Origin of the sequence: Rhodanobacter sp. Root561, assembly GCF_001427365.1 — a bacterium.
Taxonomy (GTDB): Bacteria; Pseudomonadota; Gammaproteobacteria; order Xanthomonadales; family Rhodanobacteraceae; genus Rhodanobacter.
The window spans coordinates 89,713-110,256 of sequence record NZ_LMGH01000013.1; the positions used below are offsets into that span (position 1 = coordinate 89,713).

The window sequence follows — 20,544 nt, forward strand, 5'->3', positions numbered from 1 at the left end:
CTTCGTTACGCCAAGAGCCCATCAAGTCATTTCACTGCCAGATATTGATGATTACTTACAAGGAGAAGTGCCATGAAGGGTTACGAGCGCAAGAATCCTCTACATGTAGTCAAGAGACTTGAGCTGGACGAGCGCGAGCGCAAGTCCTCTCAGGCACTTATTGAGGGACACATCCGGGCCCATTCGCGGGAAGTTGCTCGTGAGCTAGGTATCGAGGGTGTCTCTTTTCAGAGAGCCGAGGTGGATGTTGGTGCTCTGCGGAAGAGTGTTGCAGCTTTGGCCTCCCTGCTTCAGGTTAACCCACAGCGCGTACTTGATTATAAATTGCATTCGGAGCTCCAGTTTCTCGCGCCACCCTACGATGAGAGCTGGAGTGTGGGAGCGGGTGCGCCTCTCAGCGCCTGGGACGGAGCTTCCTACGTTTTCGGTGGCAACGGGTTCTCCGCATCAGGCTTCGGCGTCGTTCTGACTTCCGACCGGCATGTGTCCGTGTCGATCATGCCGCAGGGCACTTTCACCGCGGGCTGGGCCAACTTCACTTCCGACCCTCCTTTGTATTCTTCTGGTGGAGCCGGGGCGGTAGTCTATTGCGATGGTGATCTTCTTCTTTCCAGAAAGCCAAGGGTCTGGACGGTCAGGGACCCGGCCGAATACACCAACGCTACGTTCGATATGTCGTTCGCAAGCACCGCGACACCTCCATGGCCAGGCAGTTTCGGTCCAGATCCTCTGGCGCCGATCATTTTCGATATGCTGCCAGGAAAACGGTACTTGGTCTGGTTTTATGTCTGGCAGCTCAACCAGGCAATTGCCGGCAAGAGCTTTTTGGTTTTCGTGAACGCCAGCGTTCCACTTATCGCCCTCCACACTGCGGATCCGTTGTTTCTTCACTGACGTTGAGGTCGCTTTGTGCACTTCCGCTTGGGCGCGCGCTTCTGCCGATAACTCGTCCGCTTTGGCTGAACTCGGTTGCCGGGCAGCGAACCATGGTGGAAGCCGTGGATCAGTCGTGAGCATGAGTCAATGGTGCGCGGAGTGACGGCGACGGGTTGTTGAGACCACCGGGCTGAGCGAGGCTCTATTCAGAGAACTACTTGCCACCCTTTCAGCTCCTGGCTTGGTCACGCGATCGATGATTGTTAGCTGACCAAGCCGGGTCAACCCAAGGCCCCGCGGCGACGGTCGCTGGGAAGTCACCCGCTGTGGGAGGCGCGTCGCGTGAGGTCGGGTGTACGTTGATGCGCCCAGCGGGGCTGGCCGTCGCCAGCACGTACACTAGGCGCATGAATGACCCTGCTTTTGCCCTGCCATGGCGCCTCAGCGTGGCGCCGATGATGGACTGGACCGATCGGCACTGCCGCTATTTCCACCGGCTGCTGTCGCCGCGTTCGCGGCTGTATACCGAAATGGTGACCAGCGCGGCGCTGGTCCGTGGCCGCCAGTTGCGCCTGCTGGAGCATAGCCAGCAGGAGCACCCGGTGGCCCTGCAGCTGGGTGGCAGCGATCCGCGGGAGCTGGCGCAGGCCGCCCGCTTCGGCGCCGAGGCGGGTTATGACGAGATCAACCTCAACGTCGGTTGCCCGTCGGACCGGGTGCAGTCCGGCCGCTTCGGCGCCTGCCTGATGTACGAGCCGGCGCTGGTCGCCGATTGCGTCAGGGCGATGCGCGATGCGGTCGGCATTCCGGTCACGGTGAAGTGCCGCATCGGGGTGGACGACCAGGACGACTACGCCGGCCTGCAGCACTTTACCGAACAGATGCTGGGCGCTGGTGTCGAGGTGCTGGTGGTGCATGCGCGCAAGGCCTGGCTGAAAGGCCTGTCGCCGAAGGAAAACCGCGAGGTGCCGCCGCTGGACTACGAGCGGGTATACCGGCTCAAGCGCGAGTTCCCCCAGCTGGTGGTGGTGATCAACGGCGGCATCACCAGCGTGGCGCAGGTGCGCGGACACCTGGCGCAGCTGGACGGGGTGATGCTGGGTCGGGCCGCCTACCACGATCCCTACCTGCTGGCGCAGATCGAGCACGAGCTGCATGGCGAACCGCTGCCCAGCCGCGAGAGCGTGCTGGAGCACCTGCGTCCCTACGTCGAGGCCGAGCTGGCCCGGGGTACCGCGTTGAAGCACATCAGCCGGCACCTGCTCGGCCTGTACCAGGGCGAGCCGGGCGCCCGCGCGTTCCGCCGCACGATCAGCGAAGGCGCCCACCTGCCCGGCGCGGGCTGGGAACTGCTGGAGCGGGCTGCGCTGCCGTGTGCGGCGGCGTGACAGGCGTCGTCCATCCGGTCAGTATTCAGCCCTGATTGCCTAGTCTGGGCGTCCAGGCAGTAACCAGACGGGAACTTCGCGCATGACGGGGCACAAAAACTTCATCACCGCTCTGCTGATATCGCTGTGCGTGGGTGCGGCCGGTGTGGCCGCGGCCCAGTCGGCGGCGGTGACGCTGGATCAGGCGGTGGTCAAGGTGCAACAGGATACGGGTGGCAAGATCCTGTCGGCCGAGCAGCGCGGGGTCGGGCGTCGGCAGGAGTACCGGATCAAGGTGCTTACGCCGCAGGGACACGTCAAGGTGGTGGTGGTCTCGTCCGAATCGGGCAAGAATCCCCCATCGGCCCAGTCAATCAAGAATCCGCCCGCCAAGAACGCGGGTCGCAAGGAGAAACGCTGATATGCGCATCCTGTTGGTAGAGGACGAGGCGCCGTTGCGCGAAACGCTGGCGGCACGCCTGAAACGGGACGGGTTCGCCGTCGATGCGGCGCAGGATGGCGAAGAGGGCATCTACCTTGGCCGCGAGGTGCCGTTCGATCTGGCGATCATCGACCTGGGCCTGCCCAAGATGTCCGGCATGGAACTGGTCAAGGCGCTGCGCGAACACGGCCAGCGTTATCCGATCCTGATCCTGACCGCGCGCGGCAGCTGGCAGGACAAGGTCGAGGGGCTCAAGTACGGCGCCGACGATTACCTGGTCAAGCCGTTCCACGTCGAGGAGCTGCTGGCGCGCATCAACGCGCTGGTGCGCCGTGCCAGCGGCTGGTCCAAGCCGATCCTGGCCTGCGGCATGATCAAGCTGGACACCACCGCGCAGACGGTGACGGTGGAAGGCAAGCTGGTCGATCTCACCAGCTACGAATACAAGGTGCTGGAATACCTGATGCTGCATGCGGGCGAGCTGGTCTCCAAGGCCGACCTCACCGAGCACATCTACCAGCAGGACTTCGACCGCGATTCCAACGTGCTCGAAGTGTTCATTGGCCGGCTGCGGCGCAAGCTCGACCCGGAAGGCACCCTCAAACCCATCGAGACGGTACGTGGACGCGGATACCGCTTTGCCATCCCGCGCACCGACGGCGACGACGAATGAGCGTGGGTCGTCGCACGGTCCGCTGTCCCTGGCAGCGCGTGCGGCGATCGCCACCAGTTTCGTGCTGGCCGGCTTTCTCGGCCTGGTCGGGCTGACCCTGACCCAGACCACCAAGGCGCGCGCGCTGCGCGGGCTGCAGGATCGGCTCGAGAATTTCGCGATTGCCTACATCACCAGTACCGACGTCAACCGGTACGGCAAGCTGCTGGAGCCGGAAACCGCGCCGAACCCGAATTTCTCGCGTCCGGGCTCGGGCCTGTATGCGGTGGCCCTGGGCGACAACGGCTACCACTGGGAGTCCTCCTCGGCGATCGGCCGCGACTTCACCTTCCTGAAGCCGCTGGAGCCGGGCCAGAGCGTGTTCGTCGGTCCGATCGACACGCGCATGGGGCGGTTGTACTACTACAGCTACGGCGTGGCGTTCGACACGCTGGACAAGAAATCGGTGCGGCTCACCGTGATGGTGGCGCAGACCGAAGACCAGCTGGAGGGCGAGAACGCGGTGTTCCGCCACACCCTGGTGATCTGGCTGTCGATCCTGGGCGTGATGCTGATCGTGCTGCAGCTGTTGCTGCTGCGCTGGAGCCTCACTCCATTGCGCAAGGTGGCCAGCGACATGAGCCGGGTCGAGCGCGGCGACAGCGAGCAGCTGGACAGCCAGTACCCGCTGGAGCTGACCGGCCTGACCGAGCGCATCAATGCGTTCATCACCAACGAGCGCGAGCAGCGCACGCGCTACCGGCACACCTTGGCCGACTTGGCGCACAGCCTGAAGACGCCGCTGGCGGTGATCCGCTCGCAACTGGAATCGGCCAACGGCGAGGACGACGCGGCACGGCGCAACAGCGTGCTCGACCAGGTGCGGCGGATGAACGAACTGGTCGCCTACCAGCTGTCGCGTGCGGCCACCTCCGGCCGGCAGACCTTCGCCAGCGCGGTGCCGATCGCCGGCCACGCCGAGGATCTGGTGCAGGGCCTGGAGAAGGTCTACGCAGCCAAGAACGTCCTGTGCGAATTCGACATCGAGGACGGTGCGGTGTTCTACGGCGAGCAGGGTGACCTGCTGGAGCTGATGGGCAACCTGCTCGAGAACGCGTTCAAGTGGGCCGGCCATCGCGTGTTGCTGGTGGTCAGGATGCGCCACGAGGCGGGACGGCAGCGCTCGGGTCTGCTGCTCAGCGTGGAAGACGACGGCCCCGGCATCGCCGCGGACAACATCGAGAAGGTGCTGCAGCGTGGCGTGCGTGGCGACGAACGGGTGCAGGGCCACGGCATCGGCCTGTCGATCGTGCAGGACATCATCCATGCCTATCAGGGCGAGCTGGTGGTCGATCGTTCGCCGGAGTTCGGCGGTGCCCGTTTCAGCGTGAGCCTGGCCGCGACCTGAGCGGCCCGGCTCAGCGTTCTCTGCCTTCGGCGGGCGAGCGGCCGTAGTAGGCCTGCAGCAGTTCGGCGATCGCGGGTTCGGCTTCGCGCAGCAGGGCCGGACGCGAGTAGTGCATCTCGCTGACCACGGCGAAATATTCGGCGACGCTTTCGGTGGCGTAGTGATCGATCGGGCTTTCGCAACTGTCCGGCGGCATGGCGACCAGGCGGTCGTAGGCCAGCTGGAATTGCTGGATCCAGCGTCGCCGGGGAATGTCCACCAGCGGCGGCACGCCGTCGGGCGGGCCGTCGAGCATGTCCAGCTTGTGCGCCATTTCATGCACGACGACGTTGTAGCCGTCCCAGGGTTGTTCCAGGTCCAGTTGCACATCGGCCAGCGACAGTACCAGCGGGCCACGTTCCCACGCGTCGCCGGCATGGGCCTCCCCGCCATCGCCGGCGATCCCGCTGCGATCGTCGTGGTGATTCCGGCGCACCTTGAACTCGCCCGGATAGATCAGCACTTCGCGCCAGCCACGCAGGCTGCCCGTACCCTGCTGCAGAGCCGGCAGGCAGGCCTGCATGGCAATCAGCAGGCGCCAGTAGTCGTCCAGCACCGCGCCGGCCAGCGCGTGGAATTGCTTGCGTGCCAGGAACAGGGTGGACAGCTGGCGCAGCCTTTGCTGCCGTTCCGGATCAAGTCCGCGGGCCAGCGGGCAGGCACTCAATCCGCGTCGCCACAGCGGATCTGCGATCGGAGCGGGCTCGAAACGCGCCCACAGTGTCTGCAACCAATGTCCCGGCATGACGCCGAGCGCTTACTGGATCGACCCAGGCAGCAGCGATTGCCAGCCCAGATGCGGCCGGCGGGAGGGTGTCGGTGCGGACGATGAGCCGCCGGAACGACCATTGCCGGACGCCGGTTCGGCGTTGTCGCTGCTGCTTGCCGGGGGGCAGTCGTGGTTCAGGCCCGCGGCATCGCCGCCACTGGCGGTATTGCCGTCGTGCGCGGAGGCGCTGTCGACCAGGGTGCGCGAGGAACTGTCCAGGTCCTGGGAATCCATACTCGCCGCACTGGCACCGCCGATCCCGGCAATGCACAAGGCGCAACCAACCAACCAGTGAACGGCACGCATGGCGATCAAACTCCCTGACTCGCAGCGAAGACCCCGGATCGTCTCAGAAACGCTGCGGCCATGCCAGTGCTGTGGACCGCCCGACGGCGGTCGGCCCGCCGGTGGGCCCGTACGGCGGCCCGCCCGGGCTAGAATCCGCCGATGCCAAACCTGTTCCGCCTCCTGCCCCGCGATACCCGTCACTGTCGCATCGCCCTCTTTGCGGGGCTGCGCTGATGCAGCCTGCGCAACTGCTGGCCCTGCTTGCCGCCGGGGAGCCACTGTCCGGCGAAGCGCTGGCCGTGGCGGCCGGCGTCACCCGTGCGGCGATCTGGAAGCAGGTGGAGGCCTTGCGCCGCCGCGGCGTTCCGGTCGAGGCGCGTGGTGCCGCGGGGTATTGCCTGCCCTGGCCGTTGCAGATGCTGGATGCGGCGCGCATCCGGGCCCTGCTGCCCGCGAGCGCCGCGTCGGCGCTGACTGCGCTGGACGTGCACTGGGAACTCGACTCCACCTCCAGCGAACTGCAACGTCGCCTTGCGACGGCAGGGGATTTCAGCGTGGTGCTGGCCGAAACCCAGCACGCCGGTCGCGGCCGGCGTGGCCGCGAATGGCTCTCTCCGCCGGGGATGAACATCTACCTGTCCTGCCTCAAGCGTTTCGACGCGGGTTTTGCCGCGCTCACCGGGTTGTCGCTGGCCGTCGGCGTGATCGCCCTGCGCGCGCTGGAAAAACGCGGCATCGGCGGTGCCGGCCTGAAATGGCCCAACGACCTGCTGGTGGCTCCCGGCAAGCGCAACGATGGGCCCGGCGGCAAGCTGGGCGGCATCCTGATCGAGCTCAGCGGCGAATATCAGGGCCCTTGCGCGGCGATCATCGGGATCGGCCTCAACCTGCGTCTGACCCCGGCCCTGCGCGAGCAGGCCGGCCAGCCAGTGGCCGATCTGGCCGGGCTCGGCGGCGGCATGCCGCCGGATCGCAACCTGCTGGTGGCGACCCTGATCACGGCCCTGGTCGAGGGTCTGCGGGAATTCGAGCGCGACGGTTTCGCCGCGTTCGGGACGGACTATGCGCGATACGACCTGTTGCGCGACCAGCCGCTGCAACTCAGTGGCGCGCTGGAGGCTTTCCATGGCGTCGGTGCGGGCGTGGACGCCCGCGGCGCGCTGCAGGTTCGCCTCGACGACGGCAGCATCAGGCGGGTCGACAGCGCCGATGTCACGGTGCGTCGCGCATGAGGCTGCTGCTGGACCTGGGCAATACGCGGCTGAAATGGGCGTGGCAGGCTCCGTCAGGGGAATGGCTGGCGGAGGGGGCCGTGGACTGGCGCGTGGATGTCGCCGCCACCCTGGCGACGGCGTGGGCGCAGCTGCCCGCGCCGAGCCAGGTGGTGGGCGCCTCGGTGGTCGACGTTTCCCGCGAGGAACAGGTGGCCGCGGTGGTCCGGCGGCTGTCCGGACTTTCCGTGAACTGGATGCGCACGCCCGCGCAGGCCTGCGGCGTGCGCAACGCGTACGCCGAACCGCAACGCCTGGGCGTGGACCGCTTCCTGGTGATGGTGGCGGCGCGCGCGGCGGGTCAGGGGCCGCATGTGCTGGCCAGCGTCGGTACCGCGCTGACGCTGGATTCGCTCGATGCCGAGGGGCGACATCTGGGCGGCCTGATCGCGCCGGGCCCGCAGTTGATGCAGCAATCGCTGTTCGAGGCCACCGCACGGATCAGGCCGGAGCACCCCGGTGCCATCGTCGAGCTGGCCGACAATACCGCCGACGCGGTCGCCTCCGGTTGCTGGCAGGCTGCCGCTGCGCTGGTGGAACGGTTTGCTTCGCGCGCGGCAGCGCGGCTTGGTACCGTACCCGAACTTGTCCTGGGCGGCGGGGACGCACCGATCCTGCTGCCGCTGCTGTCGCTGCCCGCCCGGCTCACCCAGGATGGCGTGCTGCGCGGCCTGGCGGTCTGGGCTGTGGCGCAACAATGAACCGGGCCGTGTCGGGTTGCCGGTGATGGAGGCTGGATGTTCCTGCGATTGCTGTTCGTACTGCTGACCGCACTCAATATCGCGGTGGGCGCCTGGCTGCTGCTGGGCCAGCCCTATGCCCGGGGCGGCTTGCCGACCGAGCCGGGCGTGACCGAGTTGCGTCTGTTGTCGGAAATGCCCGCCACCACACCGGTGGTGGCCCCGGCGGCCACGGTGTCTGGCGGTGTGCCCAGCCCCCGCAATCTCAGCTACAGCTGCGTGGCGCTGGGCCCGTTCGCGACCCCCCAGGATCTGCGCAATGCGCGCCAGGCGCTGGCCAGCCAGGCGACGCGCATGCGTTCGCGCCAGGAGCAGGCCACCCAGACCAGCGGCTGGTGGGTCTACCTGCCGGCGGCCGGCAGCCGTGCCCAGGCGTTGGCGGTGGCACGACAGCTGTCCGCCCGCAACATCAATGACTACTTCGTGGTCAGCTCCGGCGACCAGCCCAATACCATCTCGCTGGGCCTGTTCAAGGACCCGGCGAATGCCCGCAAGCGTCGCGATGAAGTCACCGCGGCGGGCTTCTCGCCACGGATGACCGAGCGCAGTGAAAGCGTGCCGGAATACTGGCTGGACCTGGTCGTCGCCGATGGTGGCAGCTTCGACTGGCGCAGCCGGGTCTCCGCCAGCGGGATCGCCTCGCACAGCACCGGTTGTTTCTGAACGCGCCATGCGGCGCAGCCTGCTAGAATCCTGCGCTTCGCCGGCATAGCTCAGTTGGTAGAGCAACTGATTTGTAATCAGTAGGTCGCGGGTTCGACTCCTGCTGCCGGCACCAGCACATGCGGACAACAGGGGCGTTCCTTCGGGGTGCCCCTGTTGTTTGTGGGCCTCGCCAAGCCCGGGCCAATCGAGCGTGCGGCAGTTCGCAACCCGCCGCCGCTCCGCCCACCGCATAGCCGGCGGCCTGCCGAATCTTCCACATCGGCTTTACGCGATCATCGCGATTCCTCCACCTGACCTTCTCCACGCTACAGGCTTGAGGAGCATGCGAGGACAGCACATGGGAATGCTTTATGTGGTGCAGGGCTATCACGACGCCAGTGGCGAGATGGTGGCAGACAAGCCGATTCTCCACGGACTGCAGCAACTGGCGCTTAGCCGTGGCGAGCAACTGGCCTGCGAATGTGAAGGCGTCCTCGTCTATGCGCAGAGCGCCGACGTCGATCGGGGCGAGTACTCCGAGCCAGTGATCCTTGCCAGTTACGGCCGCGTTCCCGTTGCGGAGGGGGAAGGGCTGCGTGCGTCCGGGTGACATGGCGATCGGCGCTGTTCCGGCGCGCCGGTGGCGCACACCACCCGTAGGCCGGCGCCGACATCTTCCCCCCGGCAGCTTGCCCACACTGGTCGCCTGCCGGAAGCACATCACCACTGTCACGGGGGAGACAGTGATTGCGCCGAGCCGGCCTGGCGGGAGGGTGAGGCGATGCGGACTGTGTTGACGATCAGGGAGGCCAGTCATGGCCTGTGGCGTATCTGCAGCGGCGAGGCGGTGCTCTACGACAGGTTGCGTCTGGCGCACGCGATTCGGCTGGCGCGGGGTCTGGCCAGAGAGAAGCACGCCAACTCCGGGCAGCCGGTAAGCGTGGAGATGGCCTGCTCCGAATTCACCATCTCGCTGGTCCATTACGCTCGCCCGAAGGCATTGCAGCAGGCGGCCTGACCACCAGGCGGTTGGGCAAATCCGACGGCCGCGACAGGTGTTCCTGGCGTCATGATTTCAGGCACGTTTCGTGCCAATTTCCGAATAGAAATCAGCGTTCGTTCGAATGTGCATGCAACGTGAAATCTTGCTAGGATCTGGCTCGAGGCTGCACAGGGGCAGTCCGGGACAATCAAATGCAAACGCTGATCGTACATTCCGCCTTCTGGCGTGGAGTGTCGCTGTTTGCAGGGATGCTGATGGGGAAACTCTTGCACGACTCCCGCCACCGGGTTCTGGTGGCGCGTGAGGGTGCGGATCTGGTGTGCTGGTGCTCGTCTGCGCGGTCACGTCGCGAAGATGAACTGGCACGCAGCCGCCAGGCCCAAGCAGGCTGATCCGGCATTCGTTTCCGGCCTGACTGGATTCGAAGGGCGGTAACGGGTTGTTCGCCGTGAGCGGTGCGGAGCCGGCTTTGCGCTGGCCGACGCGCCGGGCGCCATGCGAATACAGACACGGCAGCATCCGTTTGTCGTGCTGCGTCTCCTCAACCATTGCCGGGGAATTCCGATGTCGTCTTTTCCGATGCTGCGGTTCGCTGCCCTTTGCGTGTTCTGCGTGATTGCCCCGACGACGGCCGCCCAGTCCGACTCCGGCAACATGATGAAGATGAGCATCACCATGAAGATGCAGATGGCCGGCCTGGGCGACATGCCGGCCCGCACGGTCAACCAGAATGTATGCACGTCGAAGGATCACGACATGCGCTCGATGCTCCAGCAGCAGAAGGACTGCGTTGTGAGCAACTACCATCAGCAGGGCAACGTGATCAGCTATCACGTGGTCTGCGGCGGCAATCCGCCACGGATGACCGGTGACGCGCAGTTCGAGTTATTGCCCGGCGGCGACATCAAGGGCAGCATGCACGCCGACAGCAACATGAACGGTCAAGCCATGGTCATGGACATGACCTATGCCGGTCAGCGCACCGGCAGCTGCGATTACACCGCGAGCCGGCAGAAGCACTGAGCCAGGTTTCCTGCGCGGCACCACCGGGTGGTCGCGCCATCAGCACGGCTGGCCTGCTGCCGTGATGGTCTGTGCGTCTTCCCAGGCCACCTTCGCGGCCCGGGCTGCGGCGTCAATCCAGCCATTCCGGTAGACTTCGCCGGATAGGTGGAGTCTTTTCGCTGCGAAAGTCCTGCACACGGGGATGCTGGCGACACATCCGGGCCGGTTGCCTCAGACCCGTTGCTCTCCGCCTCACCCACACCAATGGTGCGCGCCGACAACGGCGCAGTCGCCCCCAGGCATGCAGGAGCAGGCGAACGTGGACAAGCAGACCGTTTCATTGATTGGCGTGCCGACCGACATCGGCGCCGGCCATCGCGGTGCCGGAATGGGACCCGAAGCCCTGCGCGTGGCCAACCTGGCCAGCCGGCTGGAACGTCGCGGACTCAAGGTCATCGATCGCGGCAACCTGCAGGGTCCGCTCAACCCGTGGCTGCCGCCCGAGCAGGGCTATCGTCATCTGGACGAAGTGGTGGCCTGGAATACGGCCGTCCATACGGCTGTTCATCAGGAACTGCAGGCGGGGCGCATGCCGATCATGCTCGGCGGCGATCATTGTCTGGCGATCGGTTCGATCTCGGCCGTGGCGCGTCATTGCCATGACGAGGGCAAGCAGTTGCGGGTGCTGTGGCTGGATGCGCACACCGACTTCAATACCGCCGAAGCCACGCCCACCGGCAACATCCACGGCATGCCGGTGGCCTGCCTGTGCGGCACCGGCCCGGCCGAGCTGACCGGTCTGGGCGGAGTCGTGCCGTCGACCACGCCGGACGTGTTTCGCTACATCGGCATCCGCTCGGTCGATGAAGGCGAGAAGCGGCTGGTGCGCGGCGCCAACATGCAGGTCCACGACATGCGGCATATCGACGAAGTGGGCATGAAGCGGGTGATGGAGGAAGCCCTGTCCGGGATGGACGAAAACACCCATCTCCACGTGAGCTTCGACGTCGACTTCCTCGACCCCAGCATCGCGCCCGGCGTCGGCACCACCGTCCGCGGTGGACCGGACTACCGCGAGGCGCAGTTGTGCATGGAGATGATCGCCGACACCGGACGAATGGCGTCACTGGACATCGTCGAACTGAACCCCGCGTTCGACAAGCGCAACGCCACCGCCAAGCTGGCCGTGGACCTGGTCGAGTCGCTGTTCGGCAAGTCCACACTGATCCGCTGATGCGGCGTCGCCGGAAATCGGCGGGACTCGCGAAGAGCCACGCCGAATCGCCTACTCCTCGACGACCTTGGCCTCCGGCGCGTTTGCCGCCACCGAGGCGATGCCGGCATCGCGCGAGCGCTCGCTTTCGTACATCTCGCTGCTGCCGATGACCTGGTGGTTGGCGGCCTTCAGGTTGAAGTGGAACTTGCCGTTGGTCGAGGTCTTCTTCTCGTAGCGAGCCGGATCGGGGGCGTTCTTGCGCACGGATTCGATGCCGTTGCGCGCGCTGGCCTTGTCCTTGTAACCCTCGCTCCTGAGGATGGTTTCGCCGTTGCCGGCTTTCAGGTTGAAGTAGGTTTCGCCGTTCTTGCCGGCAAACAGGGCGAATTTTCCGCTCATCGGCTGGGTCCCCGGTGTGGTGGTGTCCGACAGAATCTGGACTGGCGTTTGTGATTTTTTTGACAAGGCGGCGATTGGGTCTGTCGAGCCGCTCTACCGGATGTCGTAGACTGGCGTTTTCCTCGCGCGACGCAGCATGAATACCCGAGTTCTTACCGGCATCACCACCACCGGCACGCCGCATCTTGGCAATTACGTGGGGGCGATCCGCCCGGCCGTGGCGGCCAGTCGGCGCGATGATGTGGATGCGTTTTACTTCATGGCCGACTACCACGCGCTGATCAAGAGCGACGATGCGGGACGCATCGAGCGTTCGCGGCTGGAGATCGCCGCGACGTGGCTGGCGGCGGGACTCGACCCGGCACGGGTCACCTTCTATCGCCAGTCGGACATCCCGGAAATTCCCGAGCTGACCTGGTTCCTCACCTGCATCGCCTCCAAGGGCATGCTCAACCGCGCGCATGCCTACAAGGCCGCGGTGGACAGGAACACGGCCGCGGGCGAGGACGTCGATGCGGGTATCACCGCGGGTCTGTACATGTATCCGGTGCTGATGGCGGCGGACATCCTGGCGTTCGATGCGAACCAGGTGCCGGTGGGCCGCGACCAGATCCAGCACATCGAGATGGCGCGCGATCTTGGCCAGCGCTTCAACCATCTGCACGGGCATGACTTCTTCGTGCTGCCCGAGGCGTTGATCGAGGAGCAGGTGGCCACCTTGCCGGGCCTGGATGGCCGCAAGATGTCGAAGAGTTACGACAACACGATCCCGCTGTTTGCCGGCGGCAAGAAGCAATTGCGCGAGGCGATCATGCGCATCGTCACCGACTCGCGCCTGCCCGGCGAGCCAAAGGATCCGGACGACTGCGCGCTGTTCACCATCTTCCGGGCGTTCGCCAGCCAGACCGAAACCGCGGCGTTCCGCCAGGCCCTGCTCGATGGCATCGGCTGGGGCGAGGCCAAGCAGGTGCTGTACGAGCGCATCGAGACCGACGTGGCGCCGATGCGCGAACGCTACGAAGCACTGATGGCCGACCCGGCCGCGATCGAGACGATCCTGCGGCAGGGTGCGCAGAAGGCGCGCGCGATCGCCACGCCGAAACTGGCGGCACTGCGCGAGGTGCTTGGTCTGCGTGCCATGACCACCGCGCCTGCGCCGGCCATCGGATCGAAGGCCACGCCGAAGCAGGGGAAAATGCCCCGCTTCGCCAGCTTCCGCGATGCCGATGGCGGCTTCCGCTTCCGCCTGTTTTCCGCGGAAGGCGAGGAGCTGCTGCTGTCGAAATCGTTCGCCGATCCGAAGGCGGCCGGCGCGCTGCAGAAGCAGATCAGGGCGCTCGGTGCCGGTGCCGCCGTGCTGCAGGTCAGTTCGCTGGGGGTGGACCTGGAGCTGGACGGCGCGACGGTGGCCAGCGCGCCGGATTGCCGCGACGAACAGGCACGTGACGAAGCGCTGGCCTCGTTGCGCGAGGCGCTGGATCAGCTCGCCGCGCAGGACTGAGGCGCGGCAATCCAGGCCCACGGAGATCGAACCATGCGTTACCTCGCCATCCTGCTGTTGACCCCCTGGCTGCTGATTCTGTGCTGGGGCTACTGGGCTTATCCGAAGAGTCTGCCGCGCGTGGCCGCGCGACGGTTCTTCGACGTCGCCGCCGTCGTGCTGGCGCTGATCGCCGCGGCGCAGTGCGCGGTGATCGGCTTCGATCGGGTGGAGCTGCCCACGGTCGACGGCTTCGGCCGCGCCAGCGGCGCGATCTGGCAGCAGGTGCTGCCGGCGCTGTATGGCTACGGTGCGTTCACTGTCGTGCTGCTGCTGGCGGTGCTGTTGCGGCATGCGCTGTGGGGGCGTCGGCGCTGATCCACCGCAGACGACCTGCCACAAGTCATGCAATGACCAATGGCCGTCGACCCGTTTAAACGCTGACGGCAAGCTGTGCATCTATCCACGGGTGACGAGTGCCTCGTTCGCCCAGGCGCGATCCTGCGCCAGACCTCATGGAAGTTCCCACATGCGCGTGGCATGCCTGTTGCTGTTTTCGCTGGCCGCAGTTTCCGCGCCGGCACTGGCCGTCGATATCGATGGACATATCCAGCCGGACGAATGGAAAGGTGCGCGGCACATCACCGATTTCCGCCAGGTGCAGCCGCTCAGCGGCAAGCCCGGTTCGCTGCATACCGAAGCCTGGGTCCTGGCCACGCCGAAGGGCCTGGCGGTGGCCTTCCGCTGCGACCAGCCGCCTGGCGTGCCGCGCACGCATCAGCGCGTGCAGCGCGACTTTGAGGACCAGGTGGATCGGGTCAACGTGATGGTCGACTTCAACGGTGACGGCCGCACCGGTTACGACTTCGTGGTCAGTTCCACCGACGGCATCAACGACGCGGTGATCACCAACGAAACCCAGTTCAACAAGGACTGGGATGGCAACTGGAAGCACGCGGTGAGCGAGGATGCTGCCGGGTGGAGTGTCGAGATCCTGATCCCCTGGTACACCGCGCCCATGCATGCGGCGAAAGACGGCCAGCGCAAGCTGGGGATCTATCTGGACCGGGTGACCGGCTCGACCGGCGAACGCGACGGCTGGCCGGTGGCCAGTTTCACGCTGCCGCGCTTCCTGTCCGAATTCAGGCAGATCGAGGTGCCGCACTACAGCCAGTCGCTGTTCGCCGTCACGCCTTACCTGTCCGGGCTGTATGACAACGTGCGCGGCCGCAGCCACTTCCAGGAAGGCGCCGACATCCTGTGGAAGCCGAACGGCCAGTTCCAGCTCACCGCGGCGTTGAATCCGGACTTCGGCCAGGTCGAGAGCGACGACCTGGTGGTCAACTTCGGCGCCACCGAAACCTATGTCAGCGACAAGCGGCCGTTCTTCACCGAGAACCAGGGCATCTTCGATTTCAGCCTGCTCGACGACAACAGCCAGCTGGTCTATACGCGCCGCGTGGGCGGTCCGTCGGATGACGGCCATGGCGCCGCCGACATCAATGCGGCGGTCAAGCTCAACGGCAGTTTCGGCTCCACCAGCTACGGCGTGCTGGCCGCCGACGAGGATGGCGAGGCGGGGCGCTTCTTCGGCGCCGCGCGGCTGACCCACGATTTTGGGGACCAGAGCCTGGGCATGTTGCTGACCCGGGTCGACCGGCCGTGGCTGGATCGCGAGGCCACCGTGCTGGGTGTCGATCACCACTGGCGGCCGACGCCGCAACTGACCATCGCCACCAACGTGGTCGGCAGCGACATCCTGCAGTCGGGCACGCATACCCGCGACAGCGGCGGCACCATCATTGCCGACTACGAGATGGGCGACGGCTGGCGCCAGCAGTGGCTGGGCATGCATTTCGGCGATCAGTTGCAGATCAACGATTTCGGCTACCTCGACCGCAACAACTTCAACTACGCCCATTGGGAAGTGCGCAAGCGCTACACCGCGTTGCCGGCCGATTCGGCCTACAGCTCCAAGGAATGGCGCTACCGCATCGACGCACTGGACAACGATCACGGCCTGCGCCTGCGTCGCCAGTTCCGCGTCAGCCGCAACAGCAACCTGCGCAACGGCGCCACCGAAGTGGTGCAGCTCAACGCCAACAGCGCAGGCTGGGACGACCTGCTGACGCGGGGCCATGGCGCGCTGTTCCTGCCGCCCAGCATCGACTTGGCCTATGAGCGGGTCAGCCCACGCCACGGCGACTGGGCGTTCAAGCTGGAAGCGGAGGTGGTCAGTGGCGGCCTCGGCGGCAACCGCCAGTTCGGCTACGACATCAAGTTCATTCCCACCTATTTCATCAGCGACGCGTTCAGCGTCTACGCCGGCCCCTACTACGAGCATCTGCCGGACTGGCTGGTGTGGCAGCACGACAACCTGATCGGCCGGTTCGACGAGCACACGCTGCAGCTCGATGCCGGCTTCGACTGGGCCATCGACCCGCGCCAGGAATTGCGCGTGAAGCTGCAGGCGATCGGCCTGGATGCACGCCTGCGCGGCGGCTATCGCGTCGGCGCCAACGGCCGCGCGGTGGCCAGCGACGAGCCGGTCGACGATTTCAGCGTGCGCAACCTCGGCCTGCAGATCCGTTACCGCTACGAGCTGGCCCCGCTGTCCTACCTGTACGTGGTCTATGGCCGCGGCGGCTACGCTCTGGACGGCTACGCCCGCAACACCGCCGACGCGTTCGGCAACAGCTTCGCCTTGCGCGACGACGAGCAACTGCTGGTCAAGTTGAGCTACCGCTTCGACATGTAGCAGCCGCTCATTCCCAGCGGTTGAGGTGCGGTCCGAACGTTTCGCGCTGCGGTTGCACCACGCAGAAACGATGGCCGCCGGGCGCCTCCATCACCCACCAGCGCTCGCGCACGAAGGCGATGCGGCGGGCGCCGAGGTGTTCCAGTCGGCCCACTTCGGCGTCGAGGTTGTCGGTTTCGATGTCCAGGTGCACGCGGCTGGCGTGCTCCACCTTCTGCAGCAGGATGATCGGCTCGTCCGCGGCGGTGCGCAGTTCCGCGTACCTGCCGTCGCCGTCCTGGTCGGGGCTGGCGACCGGCTTGCCCAGGGCTTCGCTCCAGAACGCGGTGGCGGTGGCGAGGTCGTCGACCTGGCAGTCGATGACGAGGGTGCTGAGTCGGCTGTGATGCATGGGTCATCTCCGCTGTACGGCGCGCGGTGCGGCGCAGTGCGAGAATACGCGGCATGGCACCGCTCAAGTACCTCCAGGCTTATCCCGTCACCTTGCAGGACAAGGTGCGCGAGCTGATCGCGCAGGAGCGCCTGGGCGAGCACCTGGCCAGGCGTTATCCCGATCGCCACGAGGTGCAGAGCGACAAGGCGCTGTATGCGTACGTGGCCGCGCTGAAGCAGCAGCACCTGAAGAACGCGCCGGGCATCGACAAGGTGCTGTACGACGCCAGGCTCGACGTGCTGCGCAATGCGCTGGGCCTGCACACCGCGATCTCGCGCGTGCAGGGCGGCAGGCTGAAGGCGAAGAAGGAGATCCGCGTGGCCAGCCTGTTCAAGGCCGCCGCGCCGGAATTCCTGCAGATGATCGTGGTGCACGAACTGGCGCACCTGAAGGAGCTGGACCACAACAAGGCGTTCTACCAGCTGTGCACCTACATGCTGCCGGACTACCACCAGCTGGAGTTCGATCTGCGCGTGTACCTGACCTGGCGCGAATTGCCTTCGATCGACAACACCGACATGCGGGAACGATGATGGATAGTGCAGCACTGCAGAAATACCTGCTTCGCCTGTTCGAGCGACACGACGTCGAACTCGAGGCCGACGAGGACGGCTGGCTGGTCACCGACGGCGACTTCCCCGCGATTCGCGCCGACTGGCACGAGGGCGTGGCGGGTGAACCGGGCCGGCTCGATGTCGACGTGGTGCTGGGCGAGGAACGGCGCATCGAGGAAAGCTTCGCCGGCCTCGGCGGCGGCGAAGCGGGCTGTCGCGATGCGCTGAAGACCTTCGAGCAGAACGTGTTCCACCTGCTGCTGGCCGCCTGCTGGTATGTCACCGACGACCGCCGCATGCAGATCACCGCGTGGGAGATCGGCGTGCGCAGCTGGGACGTCTTCATCGGCCCGTTCAGCGTGCGCGGTGCGGACGTCGCCGACATGCCGCTCGACGCACTGGCATCGATCGAGGCCGCGCTGAAACGCGAAGCGCTGACTCCCGAACTGCATTGGTTGCGGCTGGTGCACAGCCACGCCGAAGACGGCGACTCGCGCTGCGAAGCCCTGCTCGACAACGAACTTTGGACGGCCGGAACGCTGGCCCTCAACGAAGTGGCCTGGCCCCGCGGCGGCGACTACAGCGCCCGCTGCTTCATGCTGCTGGACGTGCGCGATTACTGATGGATGCCTGCGGGCGCCGCGTGGTGACCCGCGCCACGAACATGCAAACAAACGGGGCGCCCGAGGGCGCCCTGTTTGTTTGACGATGATCCGCCTGCTCAGTTCGGCAGGGACAGATCGTCCAGCATCGCCTTGAGGAAGCGCGCGGCTTCGCCGCCGGTGGCGGCGCGGTGGTCGAAGGTCAGCGACAGCGGCATGCGGCGGTGCACTTCGATGCCGCCGATCACCGCGACCACGTCGTGGCTGAGCTTGCCGGCGCCGACGATGGCGACGGTGGGCGGCACCACCACGGGCGTGGCGTAGCGGCCGGCGAACATGCCGAAGTTGCTGAGGCTGATGGTGTAGCCGGACAACTCCGAGGCCGGGATGCTGCGGTCCTCAACTTGGCTGCGCAGGCGCTTGATCGCGGTGCGGATGCCGGCGCCGTCGAGCATGTCGGCGTTGCGCAAGGCTGGCACGAACAGGCCATCGTCGGTGTCGACCGCGATGCCGATGTCGACCTGCGGGTGCAGCGTGCGGGTGAGGTTCTTGCCGTCGAACCAGGCGTTCAATGCCGGCACCGTCTTGCAGGCGAACACGATGGCGCGGATCAGGCGCGCGGTGATGTCCTGCTTGCCGATCCAGGCATGCAGGTCGGCGTCATCCACGAGCGTGGTCGGCACGACCTGGGCGTGGGCATCGGCCATCACGCGGGCCATGTTGCGGCGTACGCCCTTGAGCTGTTCCGGCTGGCCGCTGGCGGCCTGTGACGGCGGCGCGGTGCGCACCGGCTTGCCGGCCAGCGAGACCGGGCCGCGCTGCGGCTCCGGCTGCGGCAGCTCGGGTGCCAGGTGACGGCCGGCCGAGGCGGGCACCGCGCGGGCGGGGGCGGTGCCGAGGGCGGCCGAGCCATTCGCGGCGGCGTCCTTGACGTCCTTCATGGTGACCACGCCGTCCGCACCGCTGGGGCGCACGCGGGTGAGGTCGACCTTGAGCTTCTTCGCCAGCGCACGCACGGCCGGCACGGCCTTGACGCCGCCGATGCTGGCGGCCTGTTCGACATGAACGGTGTTGCCGCTGACCATGGCGCCGACCACGGTGCCTTCGTCCTCGCGATCCTTGCCGCCGGTCTCGACTTCGCCACCCTCGTCGGAGACGACGACCTTGCTGCTGTCATCCGCGGCCGGGCTGCCGACACTCTTCTTCGGGCCATGCTGGTGGCCGGTGTCCTGCGACTCGGCGCGCTGCTTCGCGTTCGGGTCGGGTTCGAACTCGGCCAGCGCGGCGCCGGTCTCGATGATGTCGCCGGGGGCGCCATGCAGCTTGACGACCTTGCCGGTGTACGGCGAGGGCACGTCGACGACCGCCTTGGCGGTTTCCATCGAGCACAGCGGGGCGTCCAGCTTGATGGTGTCGCCCACCTTCACGTGCCACTCGACCACGGTCGCGTCAGGCAGGCCTTCGCCGAGGTCGGGGAGGTAGAACGTCTTGATGTCAGCCATTGGTTTTTCCGGGAATAGGGAATAGGGAATGGGGAATCGGAAGAGCGGGCGGGCATTGCGCTTTGGCTTTGCCCATTCCCTATTCTCTATTCCCGATTCCCGGCGGCAAGCCTCAGCTTGCCGCCAACGTACGCTTCGCCGCGTCGACGACGCGTTCCACGTTCGGCAGGTATTTCATTTCCAGGCGGAACAGCGGGATGTGGGTGTCGAAGCCGGTGACGCGTTCGACCGGGGCGAGCAGGTCGTACATGCATTCCTCGGCCAGGCGGGCAGCGATCTCGGCGCCGAAGCCGGCGGTCTTCGGAGCTTCGTGCACGATCACGCAGCGGCCGGTCTTCTGCACCGATTCGGCGATGGTGTCGAAGTCCAGCGGGGTCAGCGTGGCCACGTCGATCACTTCGGCGCTGATGCCCTGGCTGGCCAGTTCGTCGGCCGCTTCCAGCGCTTCCTTCACCTGTGCGCCCCAGCTCACCAGGGTCACGTCGGTGCCGTCGCGCAGCACGAAGCAAACGTCCAGCGGCAGCGCCTCGCCGTCGTCCGGCACCTCTTCCTTGTACTGGCGGTAGATGCGCTTGGGCTCGAAGAACATCACCGGATCGGGATCGCGGATCGCCGCCAGCAGCAGGCCGTAGGCACGCGCGGGCGAGGACGGCATCACCACGCGCAGGCCCGGGATGTTGGTGAACAGATGCTCGTTCGCCTCGGAGTGATGCTCCGGTGCGCGGATGCCGCCGCCCCACGGCGCGCGCCACACGGCCGGCACGGTGAGGCGGCCGCGGGTGCGGTTGCGCATGCGTGCGGCGTGGCAGGCGATCTGCTCCATCATCGGGTAGATGAAGCCCTCGAACTGCGCCTCGGCGACCGGCTTCATGCCGGCCACGGCGAGGCCGACGGTGACGCCGGCGATGGTGGTTTCGTCCAGCGGCGTGTCCAGCACGCGCAGTTCGCCGAACTTTTCCTGCAGGCCCTGGGTGGCGCGGAACACGCCGCCGTTGACGCCGACGTCTTCGCCCAGCACCACGACGGAATCGTCGTGCGCCATTTCATAGGCAAGCGCCTGGGTGACCGCTTCGATGAGAGTGATTTGTGCCATGA

23 protein-coding genes and 1 tRNA gene are annotated in these 20,544 nt (G+C 66.3%); 18 read left to right on the forward strand and 6 right to left on the reverse strand.

The genetic code is table 11. The features are described 5' to 3' along the window. Positions 1-72 precede the first annotated feature (72 nt). The 5 genes from ASD55_RS12685 (at position 73) to ASD55_RS12705 (ending at position 4,745) form a co-directional block, all read left to right on the forward strand. Positions 73-894, forward strand: coding sequence for a hypothetical protein (locus tag ASD55_RS12685; protein ID WP_056766638.1), 822 nt, complete (start codon positions 73-75; stop codon positions 892-894). Positions 895-1,283: 389 nt separating this feature from the next. Then, positions 1,284-2,264, forward strand: a complete 981-nt coding sequence (gene dusA / locus ASD55_RS12690) for a tRNA dihydrouridine(20/20a) synthase DusA (RefSeq protein WP_056766640.1) — start codon at positions 1,284-1,286, stop codon at positions 2,262-2,264. 82 nt (positions 2,265-2,346) lie between these two features. Then, the gene (locus ASD55_RS12695) at positions 2,347-2,664 is read left to right on the forward strand and encodes a hypothetical protein (protein ID WP_056766642.1); all 318 of its coding nucleotides are present in this window, start codon (positions 2,347-2,349) and stop codon (positions 2,662-2,664) included. A 1-nt stretch (position 2,665) separates the two neighbouring features. Beyond that, complete coding sequence (locus tag ASD55_RS12700) at positions 2,666-3,358, forward strand: response regulator transcription factor (RefSeq protein ID WP_056391729.1); 693 nt, start codon at positions 2,666-2,668, stop codon at positions 3,356-3,358. Next, positions 3,324-4,745, forward strand: coding sequence for an ATP-binding protein (locus ASD55_RS12705; RefSeq protein WP_056718105.1), 1,422 nt, complete (start codon positions 3,324-3,326; stop codon positions 4,743-4,745). Before ASD55_RS12700 ends, ASD55_RS12705 begins: the two co-directional genes overlap by 35 nt. A gap of 10 nt (positions 4,746-4,755) precedes the next feature. On the opposite strand, the gene ASD55_RS12710 is transcribed toward ASD55_RS12705, so the two are convergent. Together ASD55_RS12710 and ASD55_RS12715 are read right to left on the reverse strand one after the other, a co-directional pair. Further along, on the reverse strand, positions 4,756-5,514 hold the full coding sequence (locus tag ASD55_RS12710) for a M90 family metallopeptidase (RefSeq protein WP_235577806.1): 759 nt from the start codon (positions 5,512-5,514) through the stop codon (positions 4,756-4,758). Between the two features lie 27 nt (positions 5,515-5,541). Then, positions 5,542-5,787 carry a hypothetical protein gene (locus ASD55_RS12715; protein ID WP_235577807.1) on the reverse strand — a complete coding sequence of 82 codons (246 nt, stop codon included), beginning with the start codon at positions 5,785-5,787 and terminating at the stop codon, positions 5,542-5,544. A gap of 287 nt (positions 5,788-6,074) precedes the next feature. Between ASD55_RS12715 and ASD55_RS12720 the strand changes: the two genes are divergently transcribed. The 8 genes from ASD55_RS12720 (at position 6,075) to rocF (ending at position 11,739) form a co-directional block, all read left to right on the forward strand. Then, the gene (locus ASD55_RS12720) at positions 6,075-7,073 is read left to right on the forward strand and encodes a biotin--[acetyl-CoA-carboxylase] ligase (RefSeq protein ID WP_056766645.1); all 999 of its coding nucleotides are present in this window, start codon (positions 6,075-6,077) and stop codon (positions 7,071-7,073) included. Continuing rightward, positions 7,070-7,813 carry a type III pantothenate kinase gene (locus ASD55_RS12725; RefSeq protein WP_056766647.1) on the forward strand — a complete coding sequence of 248 codons (744 nt, stop codon included), beginning with the start codon at positions 7,070-7,072 and terminating at the stop codon, positions 7,811-7,813. Before ASD55_RS12720 ends, ASD55_RS12725 begins: the two co-directional genes overlap by 4 nt. A 36-nt stretch (positions 7,814-7,849) precedes the next feature. After that, positions 7,850-8,515 (forward strand): SPOR domain-containing protein, encoded by a 666-nt coding sequence (locus ASD55_RS12730; protein WP_056766649.1) that lies wholly within the window; start codon positions 7,850-7,852, stop codon positions 8,513-8,515. Between the two features lie 39 nt (positions 8,516-8,554). Continuing rightward, positions 8,555-8,630, forward strand: a tRNA-Thr gene (locus tag ASD55_RS12735). Between the two features lie 225 nt (positions 8,631-8,855). Further along, on the forward strand, positions 8,856-9,107 hold the full coding sequence (locus ASD55_RS12740) for a hypothetical protein (protein WP_056718099.1): 252 nt from the start codon (positions 8,856-8,858) through the stop codon (positions 9,105-9,107). Positions 9,108-9,278: 171 nt separating this feature from the next. Beyond that, on the forward strand, positions 9,279-9,515 hold the full coding sequence (locus tag ASD55_RS12745) for a hypothetical protein (protein ID WP_056766651.1): 237 nt from the start codon (positions 9,279-9,281) through the stop codon (positions 9,513-9,515). Between the two features lie 549 nt (positions 9,516-10,064). Beyond that, entirely contained in the window at positions 10,065-10,523 is a 459-nt protein-coding gene (locus ASD55_RS12750; RefSeq protein ID WP_157598996.1) for a DUF3617 family protein, read from the forward strand. Between the two features lie 283 nt (positions 10,524-10,806). Beyond that, positions 10,807-11,739, forward strand: coding sequence for an arginase (rocF, locus tag ASD55_RS12755; RefSeq protein WP_056766654.1), 933 nt, complete (start codon positions 10,807-10,809; stop codon positions 11,737-11,739). Between the two features lie 51 nt (positions 11,740-11,790). Here rocF and ASD55_RS12760 read toward each other — a convergent pair whose 3' ends face one another. After that, positions 11,791-12,120: a YegP family protein gene (locus ASD55_RS12760; RefSeq protein WP_056766655.1), complete on the reverse strand. Its 330-nt coding sequence runs from the start codon at positions 12,118-12,120 to the stop codon at positions 11,791-11,793. A 136-nt stretch (positions 12,121-12,256) separates the two neighbouring features. Between ASD55_RS12760 and ASD55_RS12765 the strand changes: the two genes are divergently transcribed. From ASD55_RS12765 to ASD55_RS12775, 3 genes are all read left to right on the forward strand, one after another. Beyond that, positions 12,257-13,621 carry a tryptophan--tRNA ligase gene (locus ASD55_RS12765; RefSeq protein WP_056766658.1) on the forward strand — a complete coding sequence of 455 codons (1,365 nt, stop codon included), beginning with the start codon at positions 12,257-12,259 and terminating at the stop codon, positions 13,619-13,621. Between the two features lie 33 nt (positions 13,622-13,654). Further along, entirely contained in the window at positions 13,655-13,978 is a 324-nt protein-coding gene (locus tag ASD55_RS12770) for a hypothetical protein (protein WP_056766661.1), read from the forward strand. 151 nt (positions 13,979-14,129) lie between these two features. Next, a complete protein-coding gene (locus tag ASD55_RS12775) occupies positions 14,130-16,358 on the forward strand; it encodes a DUF5916 domain-containing protein (RefSeq protein ID WP_056718092.1) in 2,229 nt (742 codons plus the stop codon). A 7-nt stretch (positions 16,359-16,365) separates the two neighbouring features. Here ASD55_RS12775 and ASD55_RS12780 read toward each other — a convergent pair whose 3' ends face one another. Then, positions 16,366-16,749 carry a VOC family protein gene (locus ASD55_RS12780; RefSeq protein WP_056766663.1) on the reverse strand — a complete coding sequence of 128 codons (384 nt, stop codon included), beginning with the start codon at positions 16,747-16,749 and terminating at the stop codon, positions 16,366-16,368. A gap of 53 nt (positions 16,750-16,802) precedes the next feature. On the opposite strand from ASD55_RS12780, the gene ASD55_RS12785 reads away from it, so the two are divergent. Both ASD55_RS12785 and ASD55_RS12790 read left to right on the forward strand, forming a co-directional pair. Beyond that, on the forward strand, positions 16,803-17,324 hold the full coding sequence (locus ASD55_RS12785) for a M48 family metallopeptidase (protein WP_056766665.1): 522 nt from the start codon (positions 16,803-16,805) through the stop codon (positions 17,322-17,324). Beyond that, positions 17,324-17,968: a DUF6348 family protein gene (locus ASD55_RS12790; protein ID WP_056766667.1), complete on the forward strand. Its 645-nt coding sequence runs from the start codon at positions 17,324-17,326 to the stop codon at positions 17,966-17,968. The genes ASD55_RS12785 and ASD55_RS12790 overlap by 1 nt, the downstream gene beginning before the upstream one ends. Before the next feature lie 98 nt (positions 17,969-18,066). Here ASD55_RS12790 and ASD55_RS12795 read toward each other — a convergent pair whose 3' ends face one another. After that, positions 18,067-19,449 carry a dihydrolipoamide acetyltransferase family protein gene (locus ASD55_RS12795; protein WP_056766669.1) on the reverse strand — a complete coding sequence of 461 codons (1,383 nt, stop codon included), beginning with the start codon at positions 19,447-19,449 and terminating at the stop codon, positions 18,067-18,069. A 112-nt stretch (positions 19,450-19,561) separates the two neighbouring features. Next, complete coding sequence (locus ASD55_RS12800) at positions 19,562-20,542, reverse strand: alpha-ketoacid dehydrogenase subunit beta (RefSeq protein ID WP_056718084.1); 981 nt, start codon at positions 20,540-20,542, stop codon at positions 19,562-19,564. Positions 20,543-20,544 lie beyond the last annotated feature (2 nt).